21 protein-coding genes and 1 pseudogene are annotated in these 24,821 nt (G+C 71.2%); 10 read left to right on the forward strand and 12 right to left on the reverse strand.

From position 1 onward, the window contains the following. Nucleotides 1-33: 33 nt before the first annotated feature. The 4 genes from EDD29_RS28860 to EDD29_RS28875 form a co-directional block, all read right to left on the reverse strand. Nucleotides 34-2,787: an ATP-binding protein gene (locus EDD29_RS28860; protein WP_211359975.1), complete on the reverse strand. Its 2,754-nt coding sequence runs from the start codon at nucleotides 2,785-2,787 to the stop codon at nucleotides 34-36. Nucleotides 2,788-3,049: 262 nt separating this feature from the next. Then, the gene (locus tag EDD29_RS28865; RefSeq protein ID WP_123667467.1) at nucleotides 3,050-4,582 is read right to left on the reverse strand and encodes a class I adenylate-forming enzyme family protein; all 1,533 of its coding nucleotides are present in this window, start codon (nucleotides 4,580-4,582) and stop codon (nucleotides 3,050-3,052) included. Between the two features lie 67 nt (nucleotides 4,583-4,649). Beyond that, complete coding sequence (locus EDD29_RS28870; RefSeq protein ID WP_123667468.1) at nucleotides 4,650-6,275, reverse strand: acyl-CoA dehydrogenase family protein; 1,626 nt, start codon at nucleotides 6,273-6,275, stop codon at nucleotides 4,650-4,652. Further along, on the reverse strand, nucleotides 6,272-6,904 hold the full coding sequence (locus tag EDD29_RS28875; protein WP_123667469.1) for a TetR/AcrR family transcriptional regulator: 633 nt from the start codon (nucleotides 6,902-6,904) through the stop codon (nucleotides 6,272-6,274). Before EDD29_RS28875 ends, EDD29_RS28870 begins: the two co-directional genes overlap by 4 nt. A 227-nt stretch (nucleotides 6,905-7,131) precedes the next feature. Between EDD29_RS28875 and glsA the strand changes: the two genes are divergently transcribed. From glsA to EDD29_RS28890, 3 genes are all read left to right on the forward strand, one after another. Next, complete coding sequence (gene glsA, locus EDD29_RS28880; protein ID WP_123667470.1) at nucleotides 7,132-8,157, forward strand: glutaminase A; 1,026 nt, start codon at nucleotides 7,132-7,134, stop codon at nucleotides 8,155-8,157. Continuing rightward, the gene (locus EDD29_RS28885) at nucleotides 8,154-9,776 is read left to right on the forward strand and encodes an MFS transporter (RefSeq protein WP_211359976.1); all 1,623 of its coding nucleotides are present in this window, start codon (nucleotides 8,154-8,156) and stop codon (nucleotides 9,774-9,776) included. The genes glsA and EDD29_RS28885 overlap by 4 nt, the downstream gene beginning before the upstream one ends. A gap of 78 nt (nucleotides 9,777-9,854) precedes the next feature. Continuing rightward, nucleotides 9,855-10,238 (forward strand): VOC family protein, encoded by a 384-nt coding sequence (locus EDD29_RS28890; protein ID WP_123667471.1) that lies wholly within the window; start codon nucleotides 9,855-9,857, stop codon nucleotides 10,236-10,238. Here the strand turns inward: EDD29_RS28890 and EDD29_RS28895 are convergent. After that, the gene (locus tag EDD29_RS28895) at nucleotides 10,235-10,897 is read right to left on the reverse strand and encodes a DUF5701 family protein (RefSeq protein WP_123667472.1); all 663 of its coding nucleotides are present in this window, start codon (nucleotides 10,895-10,897) and stop codon (nucleotides 10,235-10,237) included. The two genes, EDD29_RS28890 and EDD29_RS28895, sit on opposite strands and share 4 nt — an antisense overlap. A gap of 150 nt (nucleotides 10,898-11,047) precedes the next feature. Here EDD29_RS28895 and EDD29_RS28900 point away from each other — a divergent pair, with 150 nt between their 5' ends. Continuing rightward, nucleotides 11,048-11,752, forward strand: a complete 705-nt coding sequence (locus EDD29_RS28900; RefSeq protein WP_123667473.1) for a hypothetical protein — start codon at nucleotides 11,048-11,050, stop codon at nucleotides 11,750-11,752. Nucleotides 11,753-11,987: 235 nt separating this feature from the next. Here the strand turns inward: EDD29_RS28900 and EDD29_RS28905 are convergent, their stop codons facing one another. Genes EDD29_RS28905 through EDD29_RS28915 form a run of 3 tightly spaced genes read right to left on the reverse strand, consistent with a single transcriptional unit; the run spans nucleotide 11,988 to nucleotide 14,436 of the window. Beyond that, entirely contained in the window at nucleotides 11,988-12,650 is a 663-nt protein-coding gene (locus EDD29_RS28905) for a response regulator (protein ID WP_123667474.1), read from the reverse strand. Beyond that, nucleotides 12,647-13,822 (reverse strand): sensor histidine kinase, encoded by a 1,176-nt coding sequence (locus tag EDD29_RS28910; RefSeq protein WP_246053067.1) that lies wholly within the window; start codon nucleotides 13,820-13,822, stop codon nucleotides 12,647-12,649. Before EDD29_RS28910 ends, EDD29_RS28905 begins: the two co-directional genes overlap by 4 nt. 38 nt (nucleotides 13,823-13,860) lie before the next feature. Continuing rightward, the gene (locus EDD29_RS28915) at nucleotides 13,861-14,436 is read right to left on the reverse strand and encodes a hypothetical protein (RefSeq protein ID WP_123667476.1); all 576 of its coding nucleotides are present in this window, start codon (nucleotides 14,434-14,436) and stop codon (nucleotides 13,861-13,863) included. A 134-nt stretch (nucleotides 14,437-14,570) separates the two neighbouring features. Between EDD29_RS28915 and EDD29_RS47195 the strand changes: the two are divergent. Then, a pseudogene (locus EDD29_RS47195) lies at nucleotides 14,571-14,741 on the forward strand (nuclear transport factor 2 family protein); the annotation flags it as partial. Between the two features lie 49 nt (nucleotides 14,742-14,790). Here the strand turns inward: EDD29_RS47195 and EDD29_RS28925 are convergent. After that, on the reverse strand, nucleotides 14,791-15,990 hold the full coding sequence (locus tag EDD29_RS28925; RefSeq protein ID WP_123667478.1) for an RNA-guided endonuclease InsQ/TnpB family protein: 1,200 nt from the start codon (nucleotides 15,988-15,990) through the stop codon (nucleotides 14,791-14,793). 651 nt (nucleotides 15,991-16,641) lie between these two features. After that, complete coding sequence (locus tag EDD29_RS28930) at nucleotides 16,642-19,137, reverse strand: DUF262 domain-containing protein (protein WP_170201631.1); 2,496 nt, start codon at nucleotides 19,135-19,137, stop codon at nucleotides 16,642-16,644. Nucleotides 19,138-20,036: 899 nt separating this feature from the next. On the opposite strand from EDD29_RS28930, the gene EDD29_RS46510 reads away from it, so the two are divergent. Continuing rightward, nucleotides 20,037-20,438, forward strand: a complete 402-nt coding sequence (locus EDD29_RS46510; RefSeq protein WP_211359978.1) for an NUDIX hydrolase — start codon at nucleotides 20,037-20,039, stop codon at nucleotides 20,436-20,438. 298 nt (nucleotides 20,439-20,736) lie between these two features. Here EDD29_RS46510 and EDD29_RS28940 read toward each other — a convergent pair whose 3' ends face one another. After that, the gene (locus tag EDD29_RS28940; protein ID WP_123667481.1) at nucleotides 20,737-21,582 is read right to left on the reverse strand and encodes a dienelactone hydrolase family protein; all 846 of its coding nucleotides are present in this window, start codon (nucleotides 21,580-21,582) and stop codon (nucleotides 20,737-20,739) included. Nucleotides 21,583-21,666: 84 nt separating this feature from the next. Here EDD29_RS28940 and EDD29_RS28945 point away from each other — a divergent pair, with 84 nt between their 5' ends. Further along, nucleotides 21,667-22,647: a GlxA family transcriptional regulator gene (locus EDD29_RS28945; protein WP_123667482.1), complete on the forward strand. Its 981-nt coding sequence runs from the start codon at nucleotides 21,667-21,669 to the stop codon at nucleotides 22,645-22,647. A 271-nt stretch (nucleotides 22,648-22,918) separates the two neighbouring features. Next, the gene (locus EDD29_RS28950; protein ID WP_123667483.1) at nucleotides 22,919-23,155 is read left to right on the forward strand and encodes a hypothetical protein; all 237 of its coding nucleotides are present in this window, start codon (nucleotides 22,919-22,921) and stop codon (nucleotides 23,153-23,155) included. Nucleotides 23,156-23,448: 293 nt separating this feature from the next. On the opposite strand, the gene EDD29_RS28955 is transcribed toward EDD29_RS28950, so the two are convergent. After that, nucleotides 23,449-23,883, reverse strand: coding sequence for a helix-turn-helix domain-containing protein (locus tag EDD29_RS28955; protein WP_123667484.1), 435 nt, complete (start codon nucleotides 23,881-23,883; stop codon nucleotides 23,449-23,451). A 135-nt stretch (nucleotides 23,884-24,018) separates the two neighbouring features. Between EDD29_RS28955 and EDD29_RS28960 the strand changes: the two genes are divergently transcribed. Next, entirely contained in the window at nucleotides 24,019-24,522 is a 504-nt protein-coding gene (locus EDD29_RS28960; protein ID WP_123667485.1) for a MarR family winged helix-turn-helix transcriptional regulator, read from the forward strand. Between the two features lie 94 nt (nucleotides 24,523-24,616). Next, the gene (locus EDD29_RS28965; protein WP_123667486.1) at nucleotides 24,617-24,820 is read left to right on the forward strand and encodes a ferredoxin; all 204 of its coding nucleotides are present in this window, start codon (nucleotides 24,617-24,619) and stop codon (nucleotides 24,818-24,820) included. The last annotated feature ends 1 nt before the right edge of the window (nucleotide 24,821 follow it).

Genomic DNA, 24,821 nt, shown 5'->3' on the forward strand with positions numbered 1-24,821 from the left:
CGACGGCACGGCCCCTTCGCCTCCGGGCACGGGTCAGGGCACCGCCGGGAGCTGCGCGCGGGAGGTGACGCCGAGCTTGGCGAAGACCTTGCGCAGGTGGTACTCGACCGTGCGGGGGCTGACGAAAAGGCGCTCGGCGACCTCCTTGTTCGTCAGGCCGCTGCGGGCCAGGCGGGCGATCTGCGACTCCTGGGGAGTGAGCTCCGCGGCGGTTTCCAGCACGCGTTTGCGGGCGGTCTCGCCGGTGGCCTCGAGTTCGCGCGAGGCCCGGTCGGCGAAACCGTCCAGGCCCATCTCGGTGAGCATCTCCACGGCGGTGCGCAGGTGCTCGCGCGCGTCGGTCCTGCGCCGTTCGCGCCGCAGCCACTCGCCGTAGACGAGGTGGGCGCGGGCGAGGTCGACGCGCATGCGGCTCCGGCCGAGGAGGTCGATCGCCGCACGGTACAGCCCATCGGCCTCGGCGCCCTCGCTGAGCAACGCGCGCGAGCGGGCCTCGACCCCGCGCGCCCAGGAGGTCCCGGCCGCCCGGGTGGTCGCCGAGAGCCGCGCGAGCCCGCGGGCCGCGGCCTCCCGGTCGCCCGAACGGACGCCGGCCTCGACCAGTTCGGCGGGCGACCAGTGCCGCCCGGGACCCCACCCCATCGTGTGCTCGGCGGCCCGCTCGGCGGAGTCCCTGGCCAGGTCGTAGAGGCCGAGCCCGTTGTACAGGATGCTGAGGAACCAGTGACAGGGCATGATCGTCCCGGCGTCCTCGTGCGCGGTGGCCTCGGCCAGCACCTCCGCCACGGCGGTTTCGGCCTCTGCCCGCCGTCCCCGCCAGGCCGCGAGGGCGATCGTGTCGCCCGAACGGACCATGACCCCGTAGGAGGTGCGCGCGCCGGAGGCCTCGACCAGCGCCTGCATCTCCTCGTGCAGGATGCTCGCCCCGTCGAGGTCGCCTTCCAGGTAGCGGCTCGTGGTGGCCAGGGTCAGCGCCATCGGGAGCATCGCCAGCGCGCCCGCGCCCCGCAGCAACCCGACGAAGCGGTCGGCGAGCTCGCGGACCGCCACGTCGTCCCAGGCGCACAGGGCCGCGGGGAACGCCGCGTAGGTCCAGCCGAACGCCTCGACGGGCGTCGCGTCCCCGTCCATGAAGGCCCGCACGGACGCGCGGATCGCGGGTGCGGCGTCCTGCGGGTCCTCGGTGCAGTCGCGGACCAGCGCGTCGAGGGCGAGGTCGGACGCGGTCGGCGTCTCCGGTGGCGACCACGCCGCCCTGATGGCCGCGGCCACCTCACGGACCTCCGTGCCGGCGGGGGTCCGGCGTCCGCCGACCGCCACCAGCATCGCGTGGAGATAGGTGTCCCGGGCCCGGCCGGGGTCGTGCGGGGCGAGCCGGCGGGCCGCGCCGAGCAGGATCTGCGGCGCCGACGCGCCCCGGCCCGACGTCATCGCGATCTCGGCGCGCAGCACCTCGACCTCCGCCCGCCGCACCTCGTCCAGCGGGCGCGCGCCGGCCGAGGTGAGCATCGAGAGGGCGGCCTCGGGCTCCCCTACCAGGTACTTGGCCCGCGCGGTGGCGATCAGGCGCTCCGCGCGGCGGAGGGGGTCGGGGGTGAGGGCGCTCGCCCGCTCCAGGAAGGCGGCCGCGGCGAAGAGCCCGCCGCGCGCCTGTGCCCGCCCGGCGGACCGCTCCAGCTCCGCCGCGATGTCCTCGTCGGGGCGCGCGGTGCCGTTCGCGCGATGCCAGGCGCGCCGGTCGGGATCGGTCTCGACGTCGGTGGCCTCGGCCAGCGCCCGGTGCACTTCGCGGCGCTGCGCGGCGGAGGCCGCCTGATAGACCGCGGAGCGGACGAGCGGGTGCCGGAAACGCACCCTGCCCTCGAAGTCGATCATGTCCTCGACGGCGCCGGCCGCGCTCGCGCCGACCCCGCTGAGGATGTCCGCGGCCCGCCACAGCAGCGCCAGATCGCCGAGTGGTTCGGCCGACGCGAGCAGCAGCAGCTTCCGGGTCTCGACGGGCAGCTCCTCCCACTGCCGCCTGAAGCCGTTCTCCAGCCGGCCCGAAAGGCTCTTGGAGTCCTCGTGGCCGCCTCCCGCCGACAGAGCGAAGGACTCCCGTGGCAGTTCGATCAGGGCCAAGGGGTTACCGCGCGCCTCGGCGATGATCCGGTCGCGCACCCGCCCGTCCATCGGGCCGGGCAGGTGCGCGCTGAGCAGCGTCCGCGCGTGGCGGTCGCCCAGCCCGTGCACCTCCAGCGCCGGAAGGCCGGCGAAGGCGTCGCCCGGGCCCGCGTCGCGGAGCGCGAAGACGCAGGCGACCGACTCGACGAACAGGCGGCGCGAGACGAAGGCGAGCACCTTGGCCGACGCCTCGTCCAGCCACTGGGCGTCGTCGATCACGCAGACGAGCGGGCTCTCCTCGGCCGCCGCGGCCAGCAGGCCCAGCGCGGCGAGGCACACGAGGAAGGGGTCGGGAGGCGGTCCGGCGCGCAGGCCGAAGGCCGTGCCCAGCGCGTCGGCCTGCGGCTCCGGCAGCGCGGAGACGTGGCTCATCACGGGCAGGCAGAGCTGGTGCAGGGTGGCGAAGGCCAGTTCCATCTCGGCCTCGACGCCGGAGGCGCGCAGGATCCGGCAGCCTTCGGCCCGGTCGGCCAGGTAGTCCAGGAGCGCCGACTTGCCCACGCCCGCCTCACCGTACAGAACCAGCGACCTGCTCTGCCCGCCCCGGACGGCGTCGAGCAGCGTGTCCAGCGTCGCGCACATCTCGGCCCGCCCGAGCAGCTCCACCCGTCCTCCAGCCCTCAACGCGCTTCTCCCACCGTCCCCGCACGACGCGCCCCGGCGCGCGGCTCATCAGCGCACCGGGATCCTCATCCGAGGATCGCCCGGGAACCGCCCCCGGGAAGACCCTCCACCCACTTTAGGCCCTTCCGCCGCTTTCATCCCGCGCAACCCGATCAACGGCCGGTGCAGACGAAGACCAGGCGGAGCATCCGCGAGCGGTCGGCACGGTCGAGACGCCGAAGGAGACGCCCCGGGGTTCGGGCGCCTCCCTCGGGGCCTCGGGTCAGGCGCCGGTCCTGACCAGGCCGTCACGAATGACGTGCTTGGTGAGCTTGCCCGAGGGGTTGCGCGGGAGCGAGGCCACGGTGACGGCCTCGCGCGGGAGCTTGTAGCGGGCGATCTTGTCGGCGAGGAAGTCGCGGACCTCCTCGAGTGAGATGTCCGCGCCATCCGCGGTCACGCAGACCGCGACGACGGTCTCGCCCCACTCGGCGTGCGGACGGCCCACGACCGCCACGTCGGTGATCCTCGCGTGCCCGCGCAGGGCCTCCTCGACCTCCTGGGAGTGCACGTTCTCGCCGCCGACGATGATGACGTCCTTCAGCCTGTCGACGATGAACAGGAAGCCGTCCTCGTCGATCCTCGCGACGTCGCCGGTGCGGAACCAGGGGCCCGCGAACGCCTCGTCGGTCGCCGCGGGGTCGCCGTGGTAGCCGGTCATCCTCGTGTCGGCGCGCAGCCAGATCTCGCCGGTCCCGCCCGGTCCGGCGTCCTTGCCGTCGGCGGCCACGACCCGAAGGTCGACGCCCGGCATACCGCCGCGTCCGATCGACCCGGCCTTCGTGAGCTGCTCCTGCGGGTAGAGGGCGGTGCCGACGGGGCCCATCTCGCTCATGCCGTAGACCTGGAAGAACCTGTCGGTCCCGTACGCCTCGACCAGGGAGCGGGCCACCTGCTCGCCGAGAGGCGCGCCCCCGTACAGCCACTTGTCGACGCTCGACAGGTCGAAGTCCGAGAGCGCCAGCCTCCCGGCCCGCGCGAGCTGCACCGGCGCGAGGTAGGCGATGGGCGCGCCGAAGAACGCCGTCACCTTGTGCCGCTCCACCGACCGCAGGAAGCCGACGGGGTCGTACTCGCGCTGGAGGACCGTGGTCGCGCCGAGGAACACCATCGTGAGCAGCCAGTCGTTGAGCGGCGCGGCGTGCCAGATCGGCATCGCCAGCAGGAACCGCTCATCGCGGGTGAACCCGAGGGTGCTGGTGATGAGCGGGCCCACCGCCGAGATGGTGCGGTGGGTGTGCACGCAGCCCTTCGGCGAGCTGGTCGTGCCGGACGTGTAGAGGAACTGCGCGGGGGCGTCCTCGTCCTCGGAGACCGGGGCGTCGATCGGCGCGGCCGCCCTCGTCGACGCGTCGAAATCGGGCAGGCCCGCGACGGTCGTCTCGGTGGTGAACCAGGCGGTGTCCGGGCCCGCCGCGGTGGCGGTCCCGGCCAGTTCACCCGAGACGACGCCGACGACGGCGCCGCTGTGCTCGATCGCGTACCGGGCCTCCGGGACGGTCAGCTTGTGGTTGACCGGCACGAGGACGCCCCCGGCGAACCAGGCTCCGAACGCCGCGACGACGAAGCCCGGGGTGTTGAACGTCATCACCGCGACCCGGTCGCCGGGCTCGACGCCGGCGTCGCGGAACACCGTCGCGGCCCTGCGGGCGAGGTCGAGCAGCTCGGCGTAGGTGACGGTCCGGTCGTCGGTGACCAGTGCCGCCTTGGCGGGTGCGCGGCGCGCGGCGCGCTCCAGGACTGCGGTGAGGTGCATGGCGGGGTCCTTCAGGATCGGGGTGGAACGGGCGCGCGCCGGCGGGGAGGGCGCGCGCCCCGAGGCGTCAGGCGCGGGCGACGATCGCGGCGAGGTCCAGCGACGGGTCGAGCGCGCCGTACTCGAAGCTGCGGTCCGCGCCGAGGCGGGCGGAGACGAACCCGTCGGCGACGGCCGCGGGGGCCTCCTTGATGACGACGGCGCCCTGGAGCCCGAGCGCCAGCGCCTCGACGACACGGCGGGCCAGTGCCGGAGCGGCGGCGGGATCCTTGGCGACGCGGCCGAGGAGCCTGCGGGTCTCGGCGATGTGCGCGTCGTAGACCGGGTACTGGCCGAGCGCCGAGGCGAGCTCACGGTCGACCGCCTCGACGGAGTCCGGCTCCCGGGACATCGCGCGCAGGACGTCGAGGGCGATGACGTTGCCTGAGCCCTCCCACACGGCCATGACGGGCTGCTCGCGGTAGCGGCGGGCCAGCGGGAACTGCTCGGTGTAGCCGTTGCCGCCCAGGCACTCCAGCGCCTCGTAGGCGTGGTTCGGGCCGCGCTTGCAGACCCAGTACTTGGCGACGGCCGTGGCGAGGCGGCGGAAGGCGGCGGACTCGTCGTCGTCGCGGTCGTAGGCGGCGGCGAGGCGCAGCGCGGTCCAGGTGGCGGCCTCGGCCTCCAGCTGGAGGTCGGCGATCACCGCGGTCATCGCGGGCTGGTCGATCAGGGTCGCGCCGAACGCGCTGCGGTGGCGGGTGTGCCAGGCGGCCTCCGCGACGGACTGGCGCATGCCCGCGGTGCTGCCGAGCACGCAGTCCAGACGGGTCTGGCCGACCATCTCGATGATGGTCCGCACGCCGCGCCCCTCCTCGCCGACGAGCCAGCCCGTGGTGCCGTCCAGCTCGATCTCGGACGAGGCGTTGGACTTGTTGCCGAGCTTGTCCTTGAGCCGCTGGATGCGGAACACGTTGCGGTCGCCGCCGGGCAGGACGCGCGGGACGAGGAAGCACGAGAGCCCGCCGGGAGCCTGCGCGAGCACGAGGAACGCGTCGGACTGCGGCGCGGAGCAGAACCACTTGTGGCCGGTGAGCCGGTAGGTGCCGTCGCCGGCGTCCACCGCGCGGGTGGTGTTGGCGCGGACGTCGGAGCCGCCCTGCTTCTCCGTCATGGCCATGCCGAAGATCGCGCCCTGCTTGGTCGCCGGGTCGCGCAGCTCGGGGTCGTAGACGCGGGAGTACACGCGCGGGATCCACTGCTCGGCCAGCCCGGGGGCGAAGGCGAGCGACGGGACGACCGCGTGCGTCATGCTCACCGGGCAGGCGTGGCCCGGCTCGATCTGGGCGAACAGCATGAACGTCGCGGCGCGGGCCACGTGCGCGCCGGGCCGCGGGTCGGCCCAGCACGACGTGTGCGCGCCGTGCTCGATCGCGGTGCCGATGATGCGGTGGTAGGCCGGGTGGAAGTCGACGGCGTCGACCCGGTGGCCCCAGCGGTCGTGGCCGTTGAACACGGGGGTGATCGTGTTGGCGAGTTCGGCGTCCCGCTGGAAGTCGGCCCGGCCGACGAGGACGCCCACGCCGTCGAGGTCCCCGGCCGCCCACTGCGCGTCGTACCGCTTGACGGCCTCGACCAGCGCCTGGTTGGTCAGGTACTCGTTCACGTCGATGCGCGGGGGTGCCTGGTTGACGACTTCGTGGGTGGTGGTCACAGCGTCTCCTCGGTGCCGAGAGCCCGGAAACAGAACAGGCGGATGCCTTCGACGATCGCGGCTCCGTCCGGGGACGGGGCGGGCTCGTCCCCGTCCGACGGGCGCAGGCCGCCGATGAGCGCCTCGGAGATCGCGCCCAGCACCGCGGAGGCGGCGAGGGTCGTGTCCTGGGCGGCGAAGGCGCGGGTGGCGACGCCGTCGCGGAGGATCTCCGCGATGAGGTCGGTGTAGGACCTCCGGTAGACCAGCCTCTCGGCCTCCACCGCGGGCGTCACCGGCTCGAACAGCAGGGACCAGGCCATCCGCCGGCCGCGCAGGGCGCGGCCGGCGAAGGTGCGGATGACCACGTCGAGCCGTTCGGGGGCGCCGGGCCCCGCCTCCGCGACCGCCTTGCGCACGACTTCGAGCTCGTGCCCCGCCGCGCTCCGGAACACCTCGGCGAGCAGATCCTCGCGCCCGTCGAAGTAGGAGTAGACCGACCCGACGCTCGCCGCGCACTCGGCCGCGATCGCCGCGACCGTCGCCGCGCCGAAGCCGCGCGCGGCCACCAGCTCCCGGGCCGCGCGCAGGAACCCCGCGCGCTTCAACTCGGCGTTGCGCCGGGTCGCCTCCGTCGGCCGGTAGGGCACGCGGACCCCTCTCCTCAAGCTCTGAATCCGGTTTCAATCCTTACAACGAAGAATTGAACCCCAATTCAACCGAGGGCGCAAGGGGGTGCTGACAAAGTTTTCGCAGGTCAACCGGCCCCGGCCGGGCCGGCAGAGCCGCCGCTTGGGGCTTTCGCGCGTTTACGTGGAGATCATTTGCAGAATCTCCTGATCACCGCCGCACGCGGCCGAGCAGAAGGAGGTGCCACTTGGATCTCGGCGTGCACGACGTGGCGCAGCGGGCCTCCACCGGCGCGCTGCCCGGCCGGGACGACGTCGAGTCACTCGTCCTGGCCGCCCATGACCGCGAGCGGGACCTCCGCGACGGCGAGGTCGCCGACTACATCCCGGAGCTGGCGACGGCCGACCCCTCGCTGTTCGGCGTCGCGGTGGTCGAGGTCGACGGCGGCACGCACGACGCGGGCGACTCCCGGCACAGGTTCACGATCCAGTCGATCTCGAAGGCGTTCGTCTACGCCCTGGTCTGCGCGGCCCTCGGGCACGAGGAGGTGCTCGAGCGCGTCGGCGTCAACAACACGGGCCTCCCGTTCAACTCGGTCATCGCGGTCGAGCTGAACGAGGGCCACCCGATGAACCCGATGGTCAACGCGGGCGCGCTGGCGACGACCGCCCTCGCGCCCGGAGGCGATCCCGAGACCAAGTGGGCGTTCATCGTGGACGGCCTGTCCGCGTTCGCGGGCCGCCCCCTGGAGGTCGACGGACTCGTCTACGCCTCCGAATCGGCGACGAACCAGCGGAACAAGGCGATCGCCCGGCTCCTGGAGAGCTACGGCCGGATCGAGGGCAATCCCCTCAACGTCGTCGACGTCTACACCCGGCAGTGCGCCCTCCTGGTCGACGCGCACGACCTCGCCGTCATGGGGGCGACCCTCGCGGACGGCGGCGTCAACCCCGTCACCGGCGAGCGCGTCGTGCCCGCGGACGTGTGCCGGGACACCCTCGCCGTCCTGGCGGCGACCGGCCTGTACGAGCGGTCCGGGGAGTGGCTGTTCGAGATCGGCCTGCCGGGCAAGTCCGGCGTCTCCGGCGGCATCGTCACCGTGTCGCCCGGCAAGGCGGGCATCGGCACCTTCTCGCCGCCGCTCGACCCGGCGGGCAACAGCGTGCGCGGCCAGCGCGCGACCGCCTTCCTGTCCAGAAGCCTCGGACTCAACGTCTTCGCCTCCGCCGCGCACCGGAGCGCGGGCCGCGGGACAGAACGGGACCAAGCATGAGCACCGCGACGAACGCGCCGGCCGCCGCGCACCGCACCTCATGGGCGCCGATGATCGGGCTGTTCCTCGCCCAGGTCCTGATGTCGTTCAACGTCGCCGCGCTGCCCGTCTCCATCGGCGGCATGGTCGAGGAGTTCGGCGTGCCGCCGACCGCGGTGAGCACCGCGATCGTCGTCTACGGGCTCGCGGTCGCCGCGCTGGTGATGGTCGGCGCCAAACTCGGCCAGCGCTTCGGCTGGGTGCGGATCTACCGGACCGTCGTGGCCCTCTTCGCGGTCGCCGAGATCATCATGGTGCTCGCGCCGTCCATCGGCTGGGTCATCGCCGCGCAGGCGCTGGCCGGGGCGTCCGCGGCGATGATCGTGCCGTCGCTGGTCGCGCTCATCGCGGAGAACTACCGCGGCGCGCAGCAGGAGACGGCGATCGGGTCGCTCGGGTCCGCCCGCGCGATCTCGGGCGTCACCGCGTTCTTCCTCGGCGGCGCGCTCGGCACGCTCGTCGGCTGGCGGCCCGTGTTCGCGATCCTGATCGCCGTCGCCGCCATCGTGCTCGTGCTGAGCCTGAGACTGCGCTCCGACGCGGGCGACCCCGGGATCGAGATCGACGTGGTCGCCGCGATCCTCATCGGCCTGGGCGTCGTGTGCCTGACCCTCGGCTTCAACAACATCGAGGGCTGGGGCGGCCTGCGCGCCGAACCGGACGCGCCGTTCTCCTTCGGGCCGGTGTCCCCCGCACCGATCCTCATCGTGATCGGGATCGTGCTCGGGCAGGCGTTCTTCCTGTGGACCCGGCGCCGCACGGCCCAGGGCAAGGTGCCGCTCGTCGACCTGTCCGTCCTCGGCTCCCCGCAGGAGCGCGCCGCCGTCTACGCGATGTTCGTCATCGTCGCGATGGAGGCCGCGGTCAACTTCACGATCCCGCTCTACACCCAGATCGTGCAGGGCCGGACCCCGTTCGACACCGCCCTCGCGATGATGCCGTTCAACATCACCGTGTTCGTGACCGCGACGCTCATCGTGCGGCTGTACCGCAGGTACCCGCCGCGCACGATCGGCATGTGGGCCTTCGGCCTGACGACCGCCGCGCTCCTCTGGCTGTCGTTCGTCGTCACCAACAACTGGGAGACCCTCCCGACGATCCTCGGCCTCATCCTCTTCGGCCTCGGCCAGGGCGCCCTGGTCACGCTGGTCTTCAACGTCCTGGTCAGCGCCGCCCCGAAGGAGCTCGCGGGCGACGTCGGCTCGATCCGCGGCACGACCCAGAACCTCGCCTCCGCCCTCGGCACGGCCGTCGCGGGCGCGGTCCTCGTCGCGGTCCTGGGCACGAACGTCGCCCTGGCCGTCGCCGCGCACCCGAAGCTGCCCGACACGCTCGTCTCCCAGGTCGACCTCGACCGGGTGAACTTCGTCCGCAACGACCGGTTGCGCGAGGTCCTCTCCGCCACCGACGCCACCCCGGCACAGGTCACCGCCGCGGTGCGCGTCAACACCGACGCCCGCCTGAACACCCTCCGCCTCGGCCTCCTCGCGCTCGCCGGCGTCAGCGCCCTCGCCATCCTCCCCGCAAGCCGCCTCCCCAGGTACAAACCCGAGGAGATCCCCGACCGTTCCGAGTCCTAGGGCCCACCGGGTTTGACCGGCCGGGAGACCGGTATGCCCGCTCCGTCGGACGAAACCGGAGTAGGGAGACAAGGCCTCATGGGATGCCGTCTGAGCGAACTCATCCTCGATTGCCGGGACCCCGAACTGCTCGCCGGGTTCTGGTGCGCGGTGCTGGGCTACACCGTGCTGGACCGGGAGGAGGGCGGCGTGGAGATCGGCCCACCGGAAGGGTTCGGCGGTATCGCGCCGACGATCATCTTCTCGCCGACCCGGGAGCCCAAGCGCGGGCGGCTGCGGCTGCACTGGGACGTCAGCCCGACCGACCGCGACCAGGACGCCGAGCTGGAACGCCTCCTGGAGCTGGGGGCGACGCGCGCGGACGTCGGGCAGACCGGCGAAGAGTCCTGGTTCGTCCTCGCCGATCCGGAAGGCAACGAGTTCTGCCTGCTCCGCACGCGGATCAGGCCGGCACGTCCCTAGCGCGCGGCGCGGCCCGACGCCGAGGCCATACCGAGCCAGGTGTGCGGGTTGCCCGCCCAGCACCAGCCGAGCTTCGGCGCGTTCCCGCTGATCCACAGGGCGGGCACACGCCGGTCCCCGCAGCGCGAGGCCCCCAGAGAGAAACACTTGTTCTTCACGAGGACGCCGGGGAACTGCGTGATCAGCGCGATCCCCTCCTCGAGGGTGAGGAGGGTGCGACCCCTGTCAACGATGACGGCCATGGCGTCCTCGGGGACCGCGTTACAGAACTCCTCGCCCCGCTCCACATCGAGCAGAAGGTAGGCGCGAGCATCGGGCAACTCGACCCCGTCGATCGGAACGAACCGCTCGATCGAGCCGGGCTCGAAGGACCTGTCGACGAATCCCGGCTTGCCGGGACCCCGCTTCCGCGGCAGGGACGTTCTGGGCATCGCCCACTCGATCGGGACGACTTCCCGCGTGACGACCAGAACAAAGGGCACCGTGCCGCCCTCGGGATCGGGTGCCGTCGCCGTCCGGACCGAGCCGCGCAGGGGCTCGAGCAGCGCAGTGAACCCCTCGGGATCGAGCCCCGCCCCCTCGGGATATCCGTGCTCGACGAGGACGGCCATCTGCCTGTCGAACTCGGCTTCCGCGTCGAAGGGCACGGGTGCGGTCATGCGGTCCTCCCGGGGTCGCTGCGCAAGGGTCCAACCTAGGGCGAAGAACGGAGGGCGGAGGCCACGATGACACGGCGCGGTGCGGCCGCGCGTCGCCGGACGAGATGACCGGGTCCTCCTTTCCGCCACGGAGTGCACCACAATCGACCGATGCGGAAGATACGTCGGCCTCCGGGGTGCGCGGCACTCGTCATCGTCACGCTGGTGATCGCGGTCATCGCGCTCGGGTCGGCCGCGTTCCTCTACCGGGACGGCGGGCCGCTCGCGGAAGGCGAGGTCGAGATCGGCGCGGCGGCCCCTCCGGGGCAGGCTCTGGCCCTTCCCTCGTTCGACAAGGACGAGGTGCTCCCGGCACGGGAGTGGCCGAGCGCCTGCCGCCTCGTCACGCAGGACGACGTCCTGGCGATCCTGCCGGAGGCCGAGGAGATCGCCTCGGGGACCGTGTCGGTGACCGGCGTCTCCCCCGCCGAGTTCGCGGCGGACCCTGGCTCGTCCGACGACGCCACGGCGTTCGACGGCCGCTGCATCTACGCGATGCGCCTGCCCGGAGAGACCTACCAGAGCACCCGGCTCTGGGTGGAGATCCAAGCGATCGCCCACCCCGACCTCATCGAGCGCTACTACACCCGGTTCGCCCCCTCCGTCGGCACCGAACAGGGCGCGCACGGCGCCGACGCGTGCGGGCTCAGCGCCCTCTTCGACACCGTGTGGGTGTGCCGCAAGGGCCCCGTCATGTTCCGCGTCGGCGGCCACACGACCGTCGCCTTCGAAGGCCGGTACGCCCCCGCCGACTTCGCCTGGCGCGACGACATCAGCCCCCTCGTCGTCCAGACGGTGTCCGCGCGGATCCCCTGACCCGTCGAAGGCGCCGCGCCTCCGCGGACCGGGGCGCGGCGCGGGATCTCGACCGCGCACCTCCTTCTCCGAAAGATCACGGCCGACCCGTTCCGCGCTCGGCACCGCGATATTCACCGTCGGCGGGATGCGGAATCGCCCGCACCTCACCGGCGCATAGCGTGTCTTCGCGCGGTCGGCGGCGCCGCCGATCACGATTCGGCCGCGGGCTGCCCTCGGAGCACGCCGATCCGGGTCAGGCCGGGCGGGTGCCGGGGTGGATGAGGCCGGTCTCGTAGGCGGCGATGACGGCTTGGACGCGGTCGCGGAGGGAGAGTTTGGCGAGGACGTTGCTGACGTGCGTCTTCACGGTGTGCTCGCTGACGACCAGAGCGGCGGCGATCTCGGCATTGGACCGGCCGGTGCCGAGGAGGCGGAGGATCTCGGTCTCCCTGGCCGTCAGGACGTCGAGGCGTGACGTCTGGGGAGGCAGGGCCGCGGCCCCGGAGGCGAAGGCGGCGATGAGAGTACGGGTGACGGACGGGGCCAGAAGGGAGTCCCCCGAGGCGACCGCGCGTACGGCGTGGACGAGGTCGTCACGGCGCACGTCCTTCAGAAGGAACCCGCTGGCTCCGGCGCGCAACGCGTCGAAGAGGTAGTCGTCCTGGTCGAAGGTCGTAAGGATCACCACCTTCGAGGATGTCTCCGCACAGATGACCCGCGCGGCCTCGATTCCATCCATGCCGGGCATCCGTATGTCGAGGAGGACGACCTCGGGCGCATGCTCCCGGGTCGCCCCGATCGCCGCGAACCCGTCAGCGGCCTCGGCGACCACCTCGATGTCCGGCTGCGTGTCGAGGATCATCGCGAACCCCGCGCGGACCAGTTCCTGGTCGTCGGCCACCACTACGCGGATCACCGTGCCGCCGTCCTCTCGTCCCGCGCGGCGAGGGGCAGCCGCGCGCTCACCTCGAATCCCGGAAGGCCGTCGGCGCGCGGCCCGGCGGTCGCGGTGCCGCCGCAGGCCGCGGCCCGCTCCCGGACGCCGATCAGCCCGTGCCCGCCCGAAGGGAGCGCGCTCGGCACACCCCTGCCGTCGTCCCTGACGCGCAGTTCCAGCGCGTCGTCGTGCCAAAGCAGCAGTACCTCGGCGCGGGCCGCCCCGGCGTGCTTGACCGCGTTCGTCAGCGCTTCCTGAACGATCCGGTAGGCCGCGACACCGCAGTCGGCGGGCAGGGCGCGCGGCTCGCCCTCGACCGCGCAGACGGCCTCCAGTCCGGCGCCGCGGACCCGGTCGGCGAGCGCGGGCACGTCCCCGACGGTCGGCTGCGGCGCGCGGCTCTCCGCGGTGTCCTTGAGGACCGACAGCATCCGGCGGAGCTGGTCCAGCGCGTCGCGGCCGGTGCCCGCGATGGCCTCGAAGGCTCCTTCCGCGCGCCCCGGCGACGCCTCCACCACGGCCGCGCCCGCCTCGGCCTGGACGACCATGAGGCTGATCGAGTGGGCGAGCACGTCGTGCATGTCCCGGGCTATCCGCGCGCGTTCGCGCTCGGCCGCGCGCTCGGCGTCCACCAGACGGTCCCGTTCGAGCCTGACGGCACGTTCCTCCAGTGCCTCGGCCTGCGCGCGGTTTCCCGCCGCGGCCCTCCCGAGCGCGTACGCCGCGACGTACATGACGATGCCCCGGGCCGCCGTGTCCGCCGAGCCCACGGTGAGCATCCCCACCCCGCAGACGACGGCGAAGACCGTCAGCCGCACCTTCGTCGGGCACAGGGCGGCGATCCCGTACAGCGCGACCAGGACGCCGTACCAGAGCGGCTGGGGCGCGAGCGGCTCGATGAGGTCGTACGACGCGGAGAAGGCGATGGAAACCAGGAGCACCAGCACAGGAGCCCGCTTTCGTGCTGCGATAGGCAGCGACGCGCCTATCGCAGCCGCGTACCCCCACCAGTGCCAGGGCGCCCCCGACTCGCTGGTCTTGGTCAGCAGCGGCGCGACCTGCGCGGCGGCCAGCACGAGGGCGAGCGCCGCGTCCGCCCACGGCGACCCCGCCAGGCGACGCGCCCGGTCGAAGAGCGTGGAAGCGAACACGGCGCCGGATTCTGCCACAGTCGTCATGGATCGGGCGATCAGGCGGCGAGGGTGACGGACCCGCGCGGGCTCCGGGCGAGCGGAGCCAGCCCGGCCGCCAGCAGCAGGCCGGCGACCGGGATCAGGTCGTTCCCGGCGAAGGCCGTCAGCACGCTGAGCACGACGAGCCCCGCGCCCCACGCGGGCAGTTCGCCGACGGCGGCGAGGTGGCAGGCCGCGACCATCAGCCCGACGTAGAAGAGGATCGGACCCAGCGCGTAGACGGCGAGCTCGACGCCGGGCACCCCCGACACCGTCTCGGACATCGACCCCATGGCCGCGTGGTCCTCCGCGAGGGCTCCGACGACGATGTCGATCCCGAACTGCGCGACCAGGCAACCGGCGCCGACGAGCGCCACGACGGCCGTCGCGGTGGCCAGGGTGCCGCTCCCCGCCCTCCTGCGCATCTCCCACAGCGCGACCGCGAAGAGCCCGACCCCGACGAGGAAGGCGAGGTGCCCGGACGTCCAGGCGAGCCCGGGGCCGCGCTCGCCGTCCCGTCCGTCGAGCAGCCTGATGACCCCGTAGACGACGGTGAGCAGCGGCGCGGCGATGAAGACCAGGTTCTTGTTCATGCCTCGGATCCTCGCCCGGGAGCCCCCTCCCGGACATCGCCGGTGCGAGCCATCTCCGCCCTCCCCCGCGCGGCGGATCGACCCGTGACGCGAGGGCCTTGCCTCGAACAAGAACACGTTCTAGTTTGCCGTCCATGGACGCGACAACAGCCCGCCTGGCGGCGGTGGAGGAGATCCAGCGCCTCAAGTACCGGTACCTGCGCACCCTCGACCTGAAACTGTGGGACGAGTTCGCCGACACCCTCGCCCCCGACGCCACCGCCGACTACGGCTCCCACGTCGGCGAGGGCCCGCTGCGCTTCTCCGGCCGCGACGCGATCGTCGCCTACATGAGCGGCGCCCTGGCCCCCGGCATCACCACGCGGGTGTCAGTTTGGAGCGGGTTCCTGCTTCTCCGCGCTGCGCCGGGACGAGTCCCGGTCTTACCTGCGCTCCACAGGCTGTCACCGCCAGCCCGGCGGCCTGGGCGATGTTGATCGCCGCGTTGATGTCCCGGTCATGGACGCTCCCGCAGCGCGGGCACTCCCATTCCCGGATGTTGAGGGGTTTGGGGCCATCCTTCACCCCGCACACCGAGCAGATCTGCGAGGTCGGCTCGAACCGGCCGATCCGGATCAGGGTCCGGCCGTACAGGGCGGCCTTGTACTCCAGCATGTTCACGAACTGCGACCAGCCCGCGTCGTGCACGGACTTCGCCAGGCGGGTGCGGGCGAGGCCCTTCACCGCCAGGTCCTCCACAGCGACCGCTTGGTTCTCGCGGACCAGCCCAGTGGACAACCTGTGGTGAAAATCGCGGCGCGCATCGGCGACCTTGGCGTGCGCCCGGGCGACCTTCACCCGCGCCTTCGCCCTGTTCTTCGAACCCCTCTCCTTGCGGGTCAGACTCCTCTGAGCACGCCGGAGCCTCTTCTCCGCGCGGCGCAGGAAACGCGGGCTGTCGATCTTCGTGCCGTCCGACAGGACCGCGAAATGCGCCAAGCCGAGGTCGATCCCGATCACAGCGTTGGTCTCCGGCAACGGCTCGGATGAGGTCTCGACCACGAACGACGCGAAGTACCGGCCTGCCGCGTCCTTGATCACCGTCACCGACGATGGCACGCACGGTAGGCTCCGCGACCACTTCACCGTCACGTCCCCGATCTTCGGGAGCCGGAGTTTCCGGCCGGGCGTGATCTGCCAGCGGGCGTTCGCGGTGAACCGCACCGACTGACGGGAATCCTTCCGCGACCGGTACCGAGGCACTCCCATACGCGGACGCTTCCCCGCCAAGCCGTCGAAAAAATTCCGCCAGGCCGCATCCAGATCCCGCAAGGCCTGCTGCAACACCACCACCGACACCTCGCACAGCCACGCACGCTCCGGAGTCCTCTTCGCCTCCGTGATCAACGCCCTCGACAAGTCCCCGGCCTTGGGGAACGGCAACCCTTGCGCACGTGCGGTCTCCCGTGCGCGCAACCCGTCGTTATAGACCGTCCGCGCACACCCGAACGCACTCGCCAACGACCGGCACTGACCTGCGGTCGGGTAGAGGCGGAAGGCATAACGGAGCTGCACACCCCCGACCCTCCCACACAACAGCCACCCACTGTGTCGACATCGGCACTTTCAGTGCGACATGTGTGCTGACCTCGAAGTCGAGCCGACCGAGTCCAACGAGAACGACGACCACGTCCACCTGCTGGTGAACCCCCTCCCAAAATCGCCCTGCCACGCCTGGCCAACTCCCTGAAAGAGGGCATCGTCCCGCAGGATCCGGCAAGAGCTCCCCGAACTCACCCGCCACCACCACCGCGGCAATCGGCTCCGGCCGACTTCCTGCTACGCCAGATCGGTCGGTGGCGCGCCGGTCAGCCTCCTGCGCCAGCACATCGAGCAGCAGAACGTCGGCCCATAGCGGCCGCGCGCCCGGGGCTTGAACGGCCCGGACCTCGCAGCGGCCCTTCACCCCCGCCTCAAGGCCGGAGCACTGGTAGCAGAAGCGCCGAGGAGGACTCACGCCATTAGGCGTGAGTCCTCCTCGTTCACCTCGGCATAAACACCGCAAAGCAGGCGTCAGGATGCCGGAGTGATCTCGGGCCGTAAAAGAAGGCTCAATCACTCTCGAAGCAATCCATCCTGATGGACCCGGAAACGTCCACGCTTCGCCCTGCTCCTCGTCGTGCCCCACTACATGCTGCCTGTGCTCGGCTGCCCGGCCGCACACTCTCATTCGATCAGCGAAACCCGATGGGCGAACCAGTCCAGAACCGCGACGACGGTGTCCCAGGCCCCCGGGTCGGCCAGCACCGAGCACGGGAAGCTCGGGAAGAGGCTCACCTTCGACGCGGGAAGGTCGATGCCGGGCGCGGTGTTCAGGTACTGCCGGATCTCTTCGCGAATCTCCAGGTCGTCGAAAAGAGGGCGCTTGGCGAGCGCGTTGAAGGCTACGTCGGCGGTCTCGGGGTACAGGTTGAGCAGCCAGTAGTCGACGCCCTTGTGCTTGATCACCGGAGTGCACCGGCCCAGCGTCGGGGCCGTGCCGAAGGTCAGCTTGTAGCCATGGTCCCGGCAGTGGTCGAGAAGTGCACTCACCGTCCCCGCGACGGCGGGACCGGAGCGGGCGGCGAGCTGGCGGTGATAGCGCAGCTCCCACTTCTCCATCTGCGAGGGATCCACGTGGACCGGGTCCGGCTCTGCGAAGTCCTCGGCTCCCGGGAGGTCGAGGCGCTGCGCCAGTTCGGCCGCCGACAGGCGTCGAGCCGGGTCGGCTTGGCCCTTTTCGTCGAAGGTCAGTCCCTCGGCGAGCAGTACCTCGCGCACGTCACGACGGTCGCTGCGGTCGGCCCACCGGAAGCCGGCGGAGATCTGACCGGATGCGGTGAGCACCCTGTGGGCGCCGGGCAGGACGGCGTTGGCTATGAACCCGGCCAGCGGCTGAGGGGCGGTGCCGACCAGCTGGGCGAGATCGTTGTAAGAAGTCCAGGAGCCTGGCTCCAGAATGGCGACGGCGTCGCCCAGCAAGGTCCAGTCTTTACTGGGGGCCTTGTCCTGCTCGGCCTCCAGCGGGCCCGGCCACAGGCCGATCGCCAGGTCGGCAATCAGGTCCGCGCGCTGGAGGATCTGACGCCGGCCCCACACCTCGTGCATCGTGACGCTCTTGGTGAGTTCGATGCTGGTCTGGAGGAGCTGCTCCCGCTTGTCCTCGTACGGCGCGTCGCCCAGCTCCGAGTTGTAGCCGGTGAGCGTCAGGTTGCCCAAGGTGTGCACGAGGGCGGCGTGCAGATCGCGCGCGTCCTCGCCGTCCTCGGAGAGCTGGCGCTTCCAGGAGTCTGTGAGGTGCTGGGGCAGCACGTGCTCGATCGTCGTGCCGTCGAGATCGACCTTCTCCTTGCCGCCGAGGGCCTGTTCCAGACGTCGCAGGACCAGCTTCTTCTGGTGCCCGCGGCCCGCGATGTAGAACGGCTTGGTCCTGACGGCCTCGCGGAGTTCGGTGTCGGTGACCCAGCGCTGCTGGGCCGAGAGTTCCTGGCGGATGATGTCCTGCACCCTGTCCTCACCGTCCAGCAAGGGCGTCAGGCGCATGAAGATGCGGTTGAGGTTGTTCGTCGGCATCGAGGCGATCATCCTGCGGACGAGGAAGCTCTCCAGGTAGGACAGGGCCTGGGCGAGGTCCCCGTCTGTGGCCTCGCCCGACTCCCGGAGCTCCAGCACCCGCATGATCACCGGATAGGTGGTCTGGGCCTCCCACTCCTTCAGGAAGCGGAGATGGTCGCGGACGGCTTCGCCCTCCCGCGACGGATCGAGGATCGTCTTCAGGTGCTTGGCCCTCGTGTAGAGGTCCGCAGCGTAGGCCTCGACCTTCTCCTCATCATCGGAGATCTGCTCGAGGATCTCCTGGTGCCCGCGGTAGACGTCAGTGTGCTTGGCCTTGTCCCCTTGGCGCAGGACCAGGACCAGGAACATCAACTGGTCGAGTGCCTTGGGATCGGCCAGCAGCTCCTGCATGGGGCGCCAGTACTTGGCGTAGACGTGCTCACCCCGATTGGGCAGGCACATGAAGACGTAGTTGCGGATGAGGTCGACCTGGTTCAGCCGCATTCCGGTGTTGTTGATCGACTCGAAGATGCGGAAGGCGTTGTCGTCCTTGTCCACCCCGATGTTGACCAGGCTCAGCCGGTCGAGGACGACCTCTTCGAAGCGGGACACCGAGTCCGGTATCGCGGGGTCGTCCGCTTGCTGGAAGCGATTGCGAAAGAACTGGTAGGCCGTGCCGACATGACCGGACAGCGCTTCAGCGTGCCCGCCTTCGACGCACGCCTTGAACGCCTGCCTGTCCGACTGGGTCGGCAGGAGCTTGAAGAACAGGTCGCCCTGCTTGAACTTGTTCGTCAGGAACAGGAAGTCCAGCTGCTCCTTGACCTCGGGCCGCTCCGGCGCGAGGTGGTCGCGAAGCGCGCACAGCGCGATCACCAGCGTGGTGAGGCGCTGCTGCCCGTCGACCACGGTCCACTGGCCGAACTGCGGGGTGCTCTTCTGGCTGGGCGCGAGCACGACGGCCCCGAGGAAGTGGGATGCGACCTGGCCGTCGGCCACCCCGACCATGTCGGTCCACAACTGGGTGAGCTGCCGGGTCTCCCAGGCGTATCGACGTTGGTAGAGCGGGATCTGGAGCTGCTTCTGTCCTTCCAGGAGATCCCTCAGCGTCGTCTCGTTCGCCTGCATTCCCCGCTCCTGAACCCCTAGCCGATCAGCGAAACTCTCATCCTGGCACCATCCGGCCACCCCCGCAGCCCCGTTTCCCATTCGTTGCCGAAACCTCCTCAGAAGTCCAGGTCGGGAAGCCGGAATCGACCCTCCTACGGGTATGACTCCCCCTCCACCATGCGCACCCGCCCCACAAGATCAATCCCGCTCTCGGATGACGTATCTGCGCCACCTGTCCCCACCCCATGACCAAAAACCACCCATATAGATTTCGGTGGAACCACAATTGTTCCCCTGCCTCCCTCCGGCCTCGCAATTCCCGCATCTGTACGCAACCACTCGCTTTCAGTGAAAGACCTGCGCCTTACGCCAGGGCCTTAGGGCGGCCCAATATTCGATCTTCATCACCGCCGACCGAGATGGAATCGTTCTTGATCCGCGCCCGCGGTCTACGACCTTGTGGCGGATCTCGGACCGGTCCGGAGCAGGAGCGGGACGAGCGCGCGCGCCACCGATGCGCGGGCAGAAGGTGGTGTCCAGGAGCCTTTGCACGCGCGGCGTCGGGACGCGGCAAGTGAAGGTTCCCCTGAAAGGGGGACCAGCTCTCAGGACTCGCGCAATCTTTGCCAGGGCAATGGCCCCCGTCGGGGACGATGGCCGGGCATTGAGCGGCACGTTCGATGGGGGCTTCTCTCGGCCGGTGGTCTGCAAGGCGCCCTGAAGGGATCAGCGGAGCCGCTGGACGGGGCGATCATCTGGTGGGGCTCGGTCGCGGCCCCTGTGGGTGGAGATGGGCGGTGGTGAGCCCGGGTGTGGGAGTCGAAGTGCACATCGCCGGGGGCTTCCTTTGTTCGTTCTGGTGCGGCCTTTACCCGGGCCCGGCTAGGGTGCGCGGAAGCCGAAAGGGAGGAGGCTCTGTGCAGCCGATCGTTGACAAGATCGCCTGGATTCGCCTGGACGGGGGGCGAGTTCTCAGTACGCGGTCGCGCGGTAAGGACGTGTACTACCTGCCCGGGGGGAAGCGGGAGCCCGGTGAGAGCGACCTGGACACCCTCGTGCGCGAGGTCGAGGAAGAGCTCTCGGTCAAGATCCTTCCGGACACCGCCGGGCTCGTCGGCGTCTTCGAGGCGCAGGCACACGGCCACTCCTCCGGTGTCGTGGTGCGGATGACCTGCTACACCGCCGAGCATGTCGGCAGTCCCGTCGCCAGCAGCGAGATCGTCGAGGTCGTCTGGCTCTCCTACCGGGACCGGGACCGGGTCTCCCCCGTCGACCAGATCATCTTCGACCACCTGCACCAAGCCGACCTCCTGCGCTGACGCCCTCCCGGCTCCCTTTCTCCTCCTTTCGCTCCTGCCTTCCTCACCCATCCTTCAGGTGGTGTGGCGCGTCGTACTCGTTGGAAAGGCGTCGACGCTCTCCCGCGGGGCTTCCCGGTGGTCGATCGTCTCCGTCCGCCGCTCCCGCAGGTCGTGAAGCCTCGTGCGCGAGGTGTGGTCCGCCGCCCGGTACCGCACGCCCATCGGGCGCCCGGCCGGCCATGCAGCGGGTCCGACGCCCGTGGTGGGGGCGGGTTTCCGGACTGGGCCCGCGCGGCATGTCGGTCCTCCTGCGGGGTCAGTGGGCGGTCGCCTCTTCGGAGGCCGGGGTGATCAGGCGGTCGGTGAGGTAGGCGAGGATCTCGTCTCTGGCCTGCGCCGTGGGGTGGCCGTCCTCGTCGACGAAGTGGGCGGTGACGACGCTGTGGGGGGAGGCGACGACGTCGCGGAAGAAGGGGGGCGGCCCGGGATTGGCGGAGTCTCCCGCGAGGACGCGGCCGTCGAAGGCGTCGCCGAGGAGCGCTCGGTAGGCGGCGAAGCGTCGGCCGGTGCACCATCGGTCGTTGTCGAAACGGTAGGCGAGCACCTTGAGGCCGTCGCGAGAGATGCGTGCGGCGACCTCGCGGGCGTCCGCGTCGCCGAGTTCGAGCGCGGCGGGGTCGTCCAGCGGCAGGGACGGGTGGTTGACGACCGAGGCGATCACGGCGGGCTCCAGCATCATGGTGAGGGCGAAGTTCCCGGTGAAGCACAGGCCGACCGCGCCGACGCCCGGACCGCCGCAGGCGGCGTGGGCCTGGCGCGCGAGCCCGCGGAGCCACGTCGTGACGGGGCTGGTGCCGCCGCCGGCGAAGGCGCGGAACTCGGCGCTGACGCACGCGCGACGCATGACCTCCGTACCGCCCTCGGCCGTAGGATGGGCGCCGTCGGCCCCGAAGAGCGAGGGGACGTGGACGGTGAAGCCCGCGTCCCGTATCCACCGCGCCAGCCGAAGGACGTCAGGGCTAATACCGGGCATCTCCGGCATCAGTACGACGGCCGGGCCGGAACCGGCGGTGTACACCGTCTTCGCCACCCCCTCCACGTCCACGAGTCGGCGGGTGAAGTCGGTGATCGGGTCGTCGAAGCGTTCGTTGGCAGCGTTCATGGCGGCAGTGTGGACCGACGCGCCGGCCCTGGGCGACGGGCTGGATCGCCATATGCGAGGGTGATCTCGCCAAAGGAGGCGAGGGTGAGCGCATTGCGGGTCGGTGTCCTGGCGTATCCGGGATGCTTCGCGTCAGAGGTGTTCGGTGTGCCCGACCTCCTGACCATGGCCGCGCACGTCGCCGGCCCGGACCACGCCGGATACGAGGTATCGGTCGTCTCACCGCGCCGTCGCGTCGTGGCCTCGGGCGGCACGGCGCTGGCCGTCACACCGCTGCGCGAGGTCGACGTCCTCGTCGTGCCGGGGTTCGAACTCCTGCCGGGCCTCGACGTCGAAGCGAGACTCGCGCCCCTCGCCCCCGAAATCGCGGCGATCCGCGCGCACGCCGCCGCGGGCGGAGCGGTCGTCTCGATCTGCGTCGGCGCGTTCCTGCTCGCCGAGGCCGGGCTCCTCCAGGGCCGCCGGGCCACGACCGCGTGGCTCCTCGCCGAAGACCTGGCCGGGCACTGCCCGGACGCCGACGTCCGGCCCGAACTCCTGGTCGTCACCGACCGGGGCGTGACGACGACCGCGGCCTTCAGCGCCATGTACGACTTCGCACTCGACCTGATCCGCCGGCACAGCGGCGCGGCCGTCGCCCGAGCGACCGCACGGATCGCGCTCCTCGACGACGCACGGTCCTCCCAGACCCCGTACGTCGACGCCCGCCTCCTCCCGCAGCCCGGAAACGACTTCTCCCGCAGGGTCATGCGGTGGCTGGACCAGCACCTCACCACCCGGTACGACCTCACCGTCCTGGCGGACACGTTCAACGTCAGCACCCGCACCCTGCTGCGCCGTTTCGCCGCCGAGACCGGCCGGAGCCCCCTCGAACACCTGCAGTCCGCGCGCGTCCGCCGCGCCCGCCACCTCCTCGAAACCACCGACCACACCGTCGCCGCCATCTCCGCCGCGGTCGGCTACCGCGACCCCGCCACCTTCGCCGCCCTCTTCGCCGAACACACCGGCCAACGCCCCAGCGCCTACCGCACCACCTTCCACCGCCCCGCCCCTGACGAGCCTTGAAAGGGCTTGTCCGCCGCCGACGCGGTGCCGCGCAGTCCGCCCTTCCTCGGCCGAGCGAAAGGAGAGACCATCGGTAGGCGCGCCTCGGTCGGGACACCGATGAGCACGATCGCGGCACCGGCGCGCAGTAGCGCGACCGCGGCCGTGCGACGGCGCCCTGGCCGGCGCACCCCGAGGTGACGACGGCTCCGCGGCCTCCGGCCGGGTCGAGGAGCCGCCCCGCGGAATCCGCTTGGCGAGATCGCCGGGCCAGAGCGAAGGTGAGCCGTCCATGAGCCCGTACGATCCCCAGTCCGACCCCTGGTTCAGCTCCCGGGCCGCTCGCGACCGCCCCGACCTCCTCGGCCTGTCCCTGACCGAGGTGACGGCCCTGGAGACCGCCGCCGGTCACGTCCTCCGCATCATCGCCGAGGACGACCGGGTCTTCGCGGCCACGGCGGACCACAACGACGCCCGGGTGAACCTCGTCCTCCGCGATGGCCGCGTCATCCGGGCGAGCATGTTCTGAACGAGCACACGAGCACCGGTACTCCCGCCCGAGCACGGTCCTCATGGACCGTCGTTCCTCCTCCTGTGTTCGGCGGGCCTCGGTGCGGCGGTGGATCGGGACGGTGCGCGCGGGGCCGGACTGTGAGGCGGACGGGCAAGCCCGAGCACCGGCACCCGCCGACCCCGCCTACCCGGTGCGGAGGTCACGCCGGCCTCATGACGGAGACCGCCTGGTGGAGTTCGCCAGACGCCGAAGCGGGGGCTGCCGACTACGGTCGCGCGGAGAGCCGGGCGGGGGACCTCGGCTCCACCTCAGGACAGGACGGCCTTGGCGCGGGCGAGGACGGTGCCGAGGACGCGTTCGGCGACGGCGAGGTCTTCGGCTGGGAGATCGCCCCACAGGCCCTGGGTGAGGGAGCCGAGATCGGTGCGGATCCCGGTCCAGCGGGTACGGCCTTCGGGAGTGACCGAGACCCGGCCCGCGTCGTCCACGGTGAGGAAGCCGGTGGCGGCGAGTTCCGTGAGATGGGCGGAGATCGCGGACTCGGGGAAGCGGGTGGTCTGGTGGATGTGGGCGATCAGCGCGGCGCGGTCGACGGGACCGGTGGCGGTGGCGGTGAGGGTCAGGGTGACCCACTGGGATTCGGTGAGGCCGGTGCCGGTGAGCCGGCGTTCGAGGAGGGCGTTGAGCGCCTTCTCGGTCTGGCCGATCAGGGCTGAGCCGAAAGGCGGGGCGGTGACGTTCATGGCTGGGCTCCGAATCCTTCTCGTACGCACGGGCGACTGGCGTTCACGGCGCTAACGTTCGTGCGACTAACGTTAGCCCCATGAACGAATCTACATCGTTAGTCGGGCTAACACAAACCGCGTTAGAATTCGGGCATGGCCAGTACCGAGGAGACGGTGGAGACCGGCGATGGCGCGGTCCGGGAGACGCCCGAGAGGCTGCGGAGGCTGCCGAGCAGGCTGCTCTCGATGGCCGCGGCGGACGCCGACCGGGTGGTCGGGGCCGGGCTCGCGGCCGAGGACGCACGGAAGTGGCATTACGCGGTGCTCGCCTCGCTCCGGGAGTTCGGGCCGGCCAGCCAGGCCGATCTGAGCCGGCGTACCGGGATCTATCGCAGCGACATGGTCGGGCTGCTCAACGAACTCGCCGAGCGCGGGTTCGTCGAGCGGGCGCCGGACCCGGCCGATCGGCGCCGCAACGTCATCACGCTCACCGCGCAAGGCAGGCACCGGCTCGAGCGCCTCGACGAACTCCAGGCCGATCTCCAGGACCAGGTCCTCACGCCGCTCTCGCCCGCGGAGCGCGAGCTGCTCGTGGAGCTGCTGCTCCGCCTGCGCGAGCACCACGAGCGCGGCGTCCCGGACGCGTGGGACGCCTGAGGCCCGCCCCGAAGACGGCAGGCCCAAGGTCTAGAGGTTTTGGGTGGGTACGGTGTAAACAGTCGTACGGTGTACCAGTAAGAGGGGGACCGTGGTGAAAGTAGCGATTGATACCGGACTCTGCCAGGGGCACGGCAGATGCTATGACCTCGCGCCGGAGGTGTTCGGCGAGGACGACGAAGGCTACGGGACCGTCCTGCTCCCCGATGGCGTGATCCCGCCCGAGGCGCTGGCCGACGCGCGGCGGGCCGCGGTGAACTGCCCGGAGCGCGCCGTCCTGCTCACCGAGGAGGCCTGAC

This window comes from Actinocorallia herbida (genome assembly GCF_003751225.1).
Lineage (GTDB): Bacteria > Actinomycetota > Actinomycetes > Streptosporangiales > Streptosporangiaceae > Actinocorallia > Actinocorallia herbida.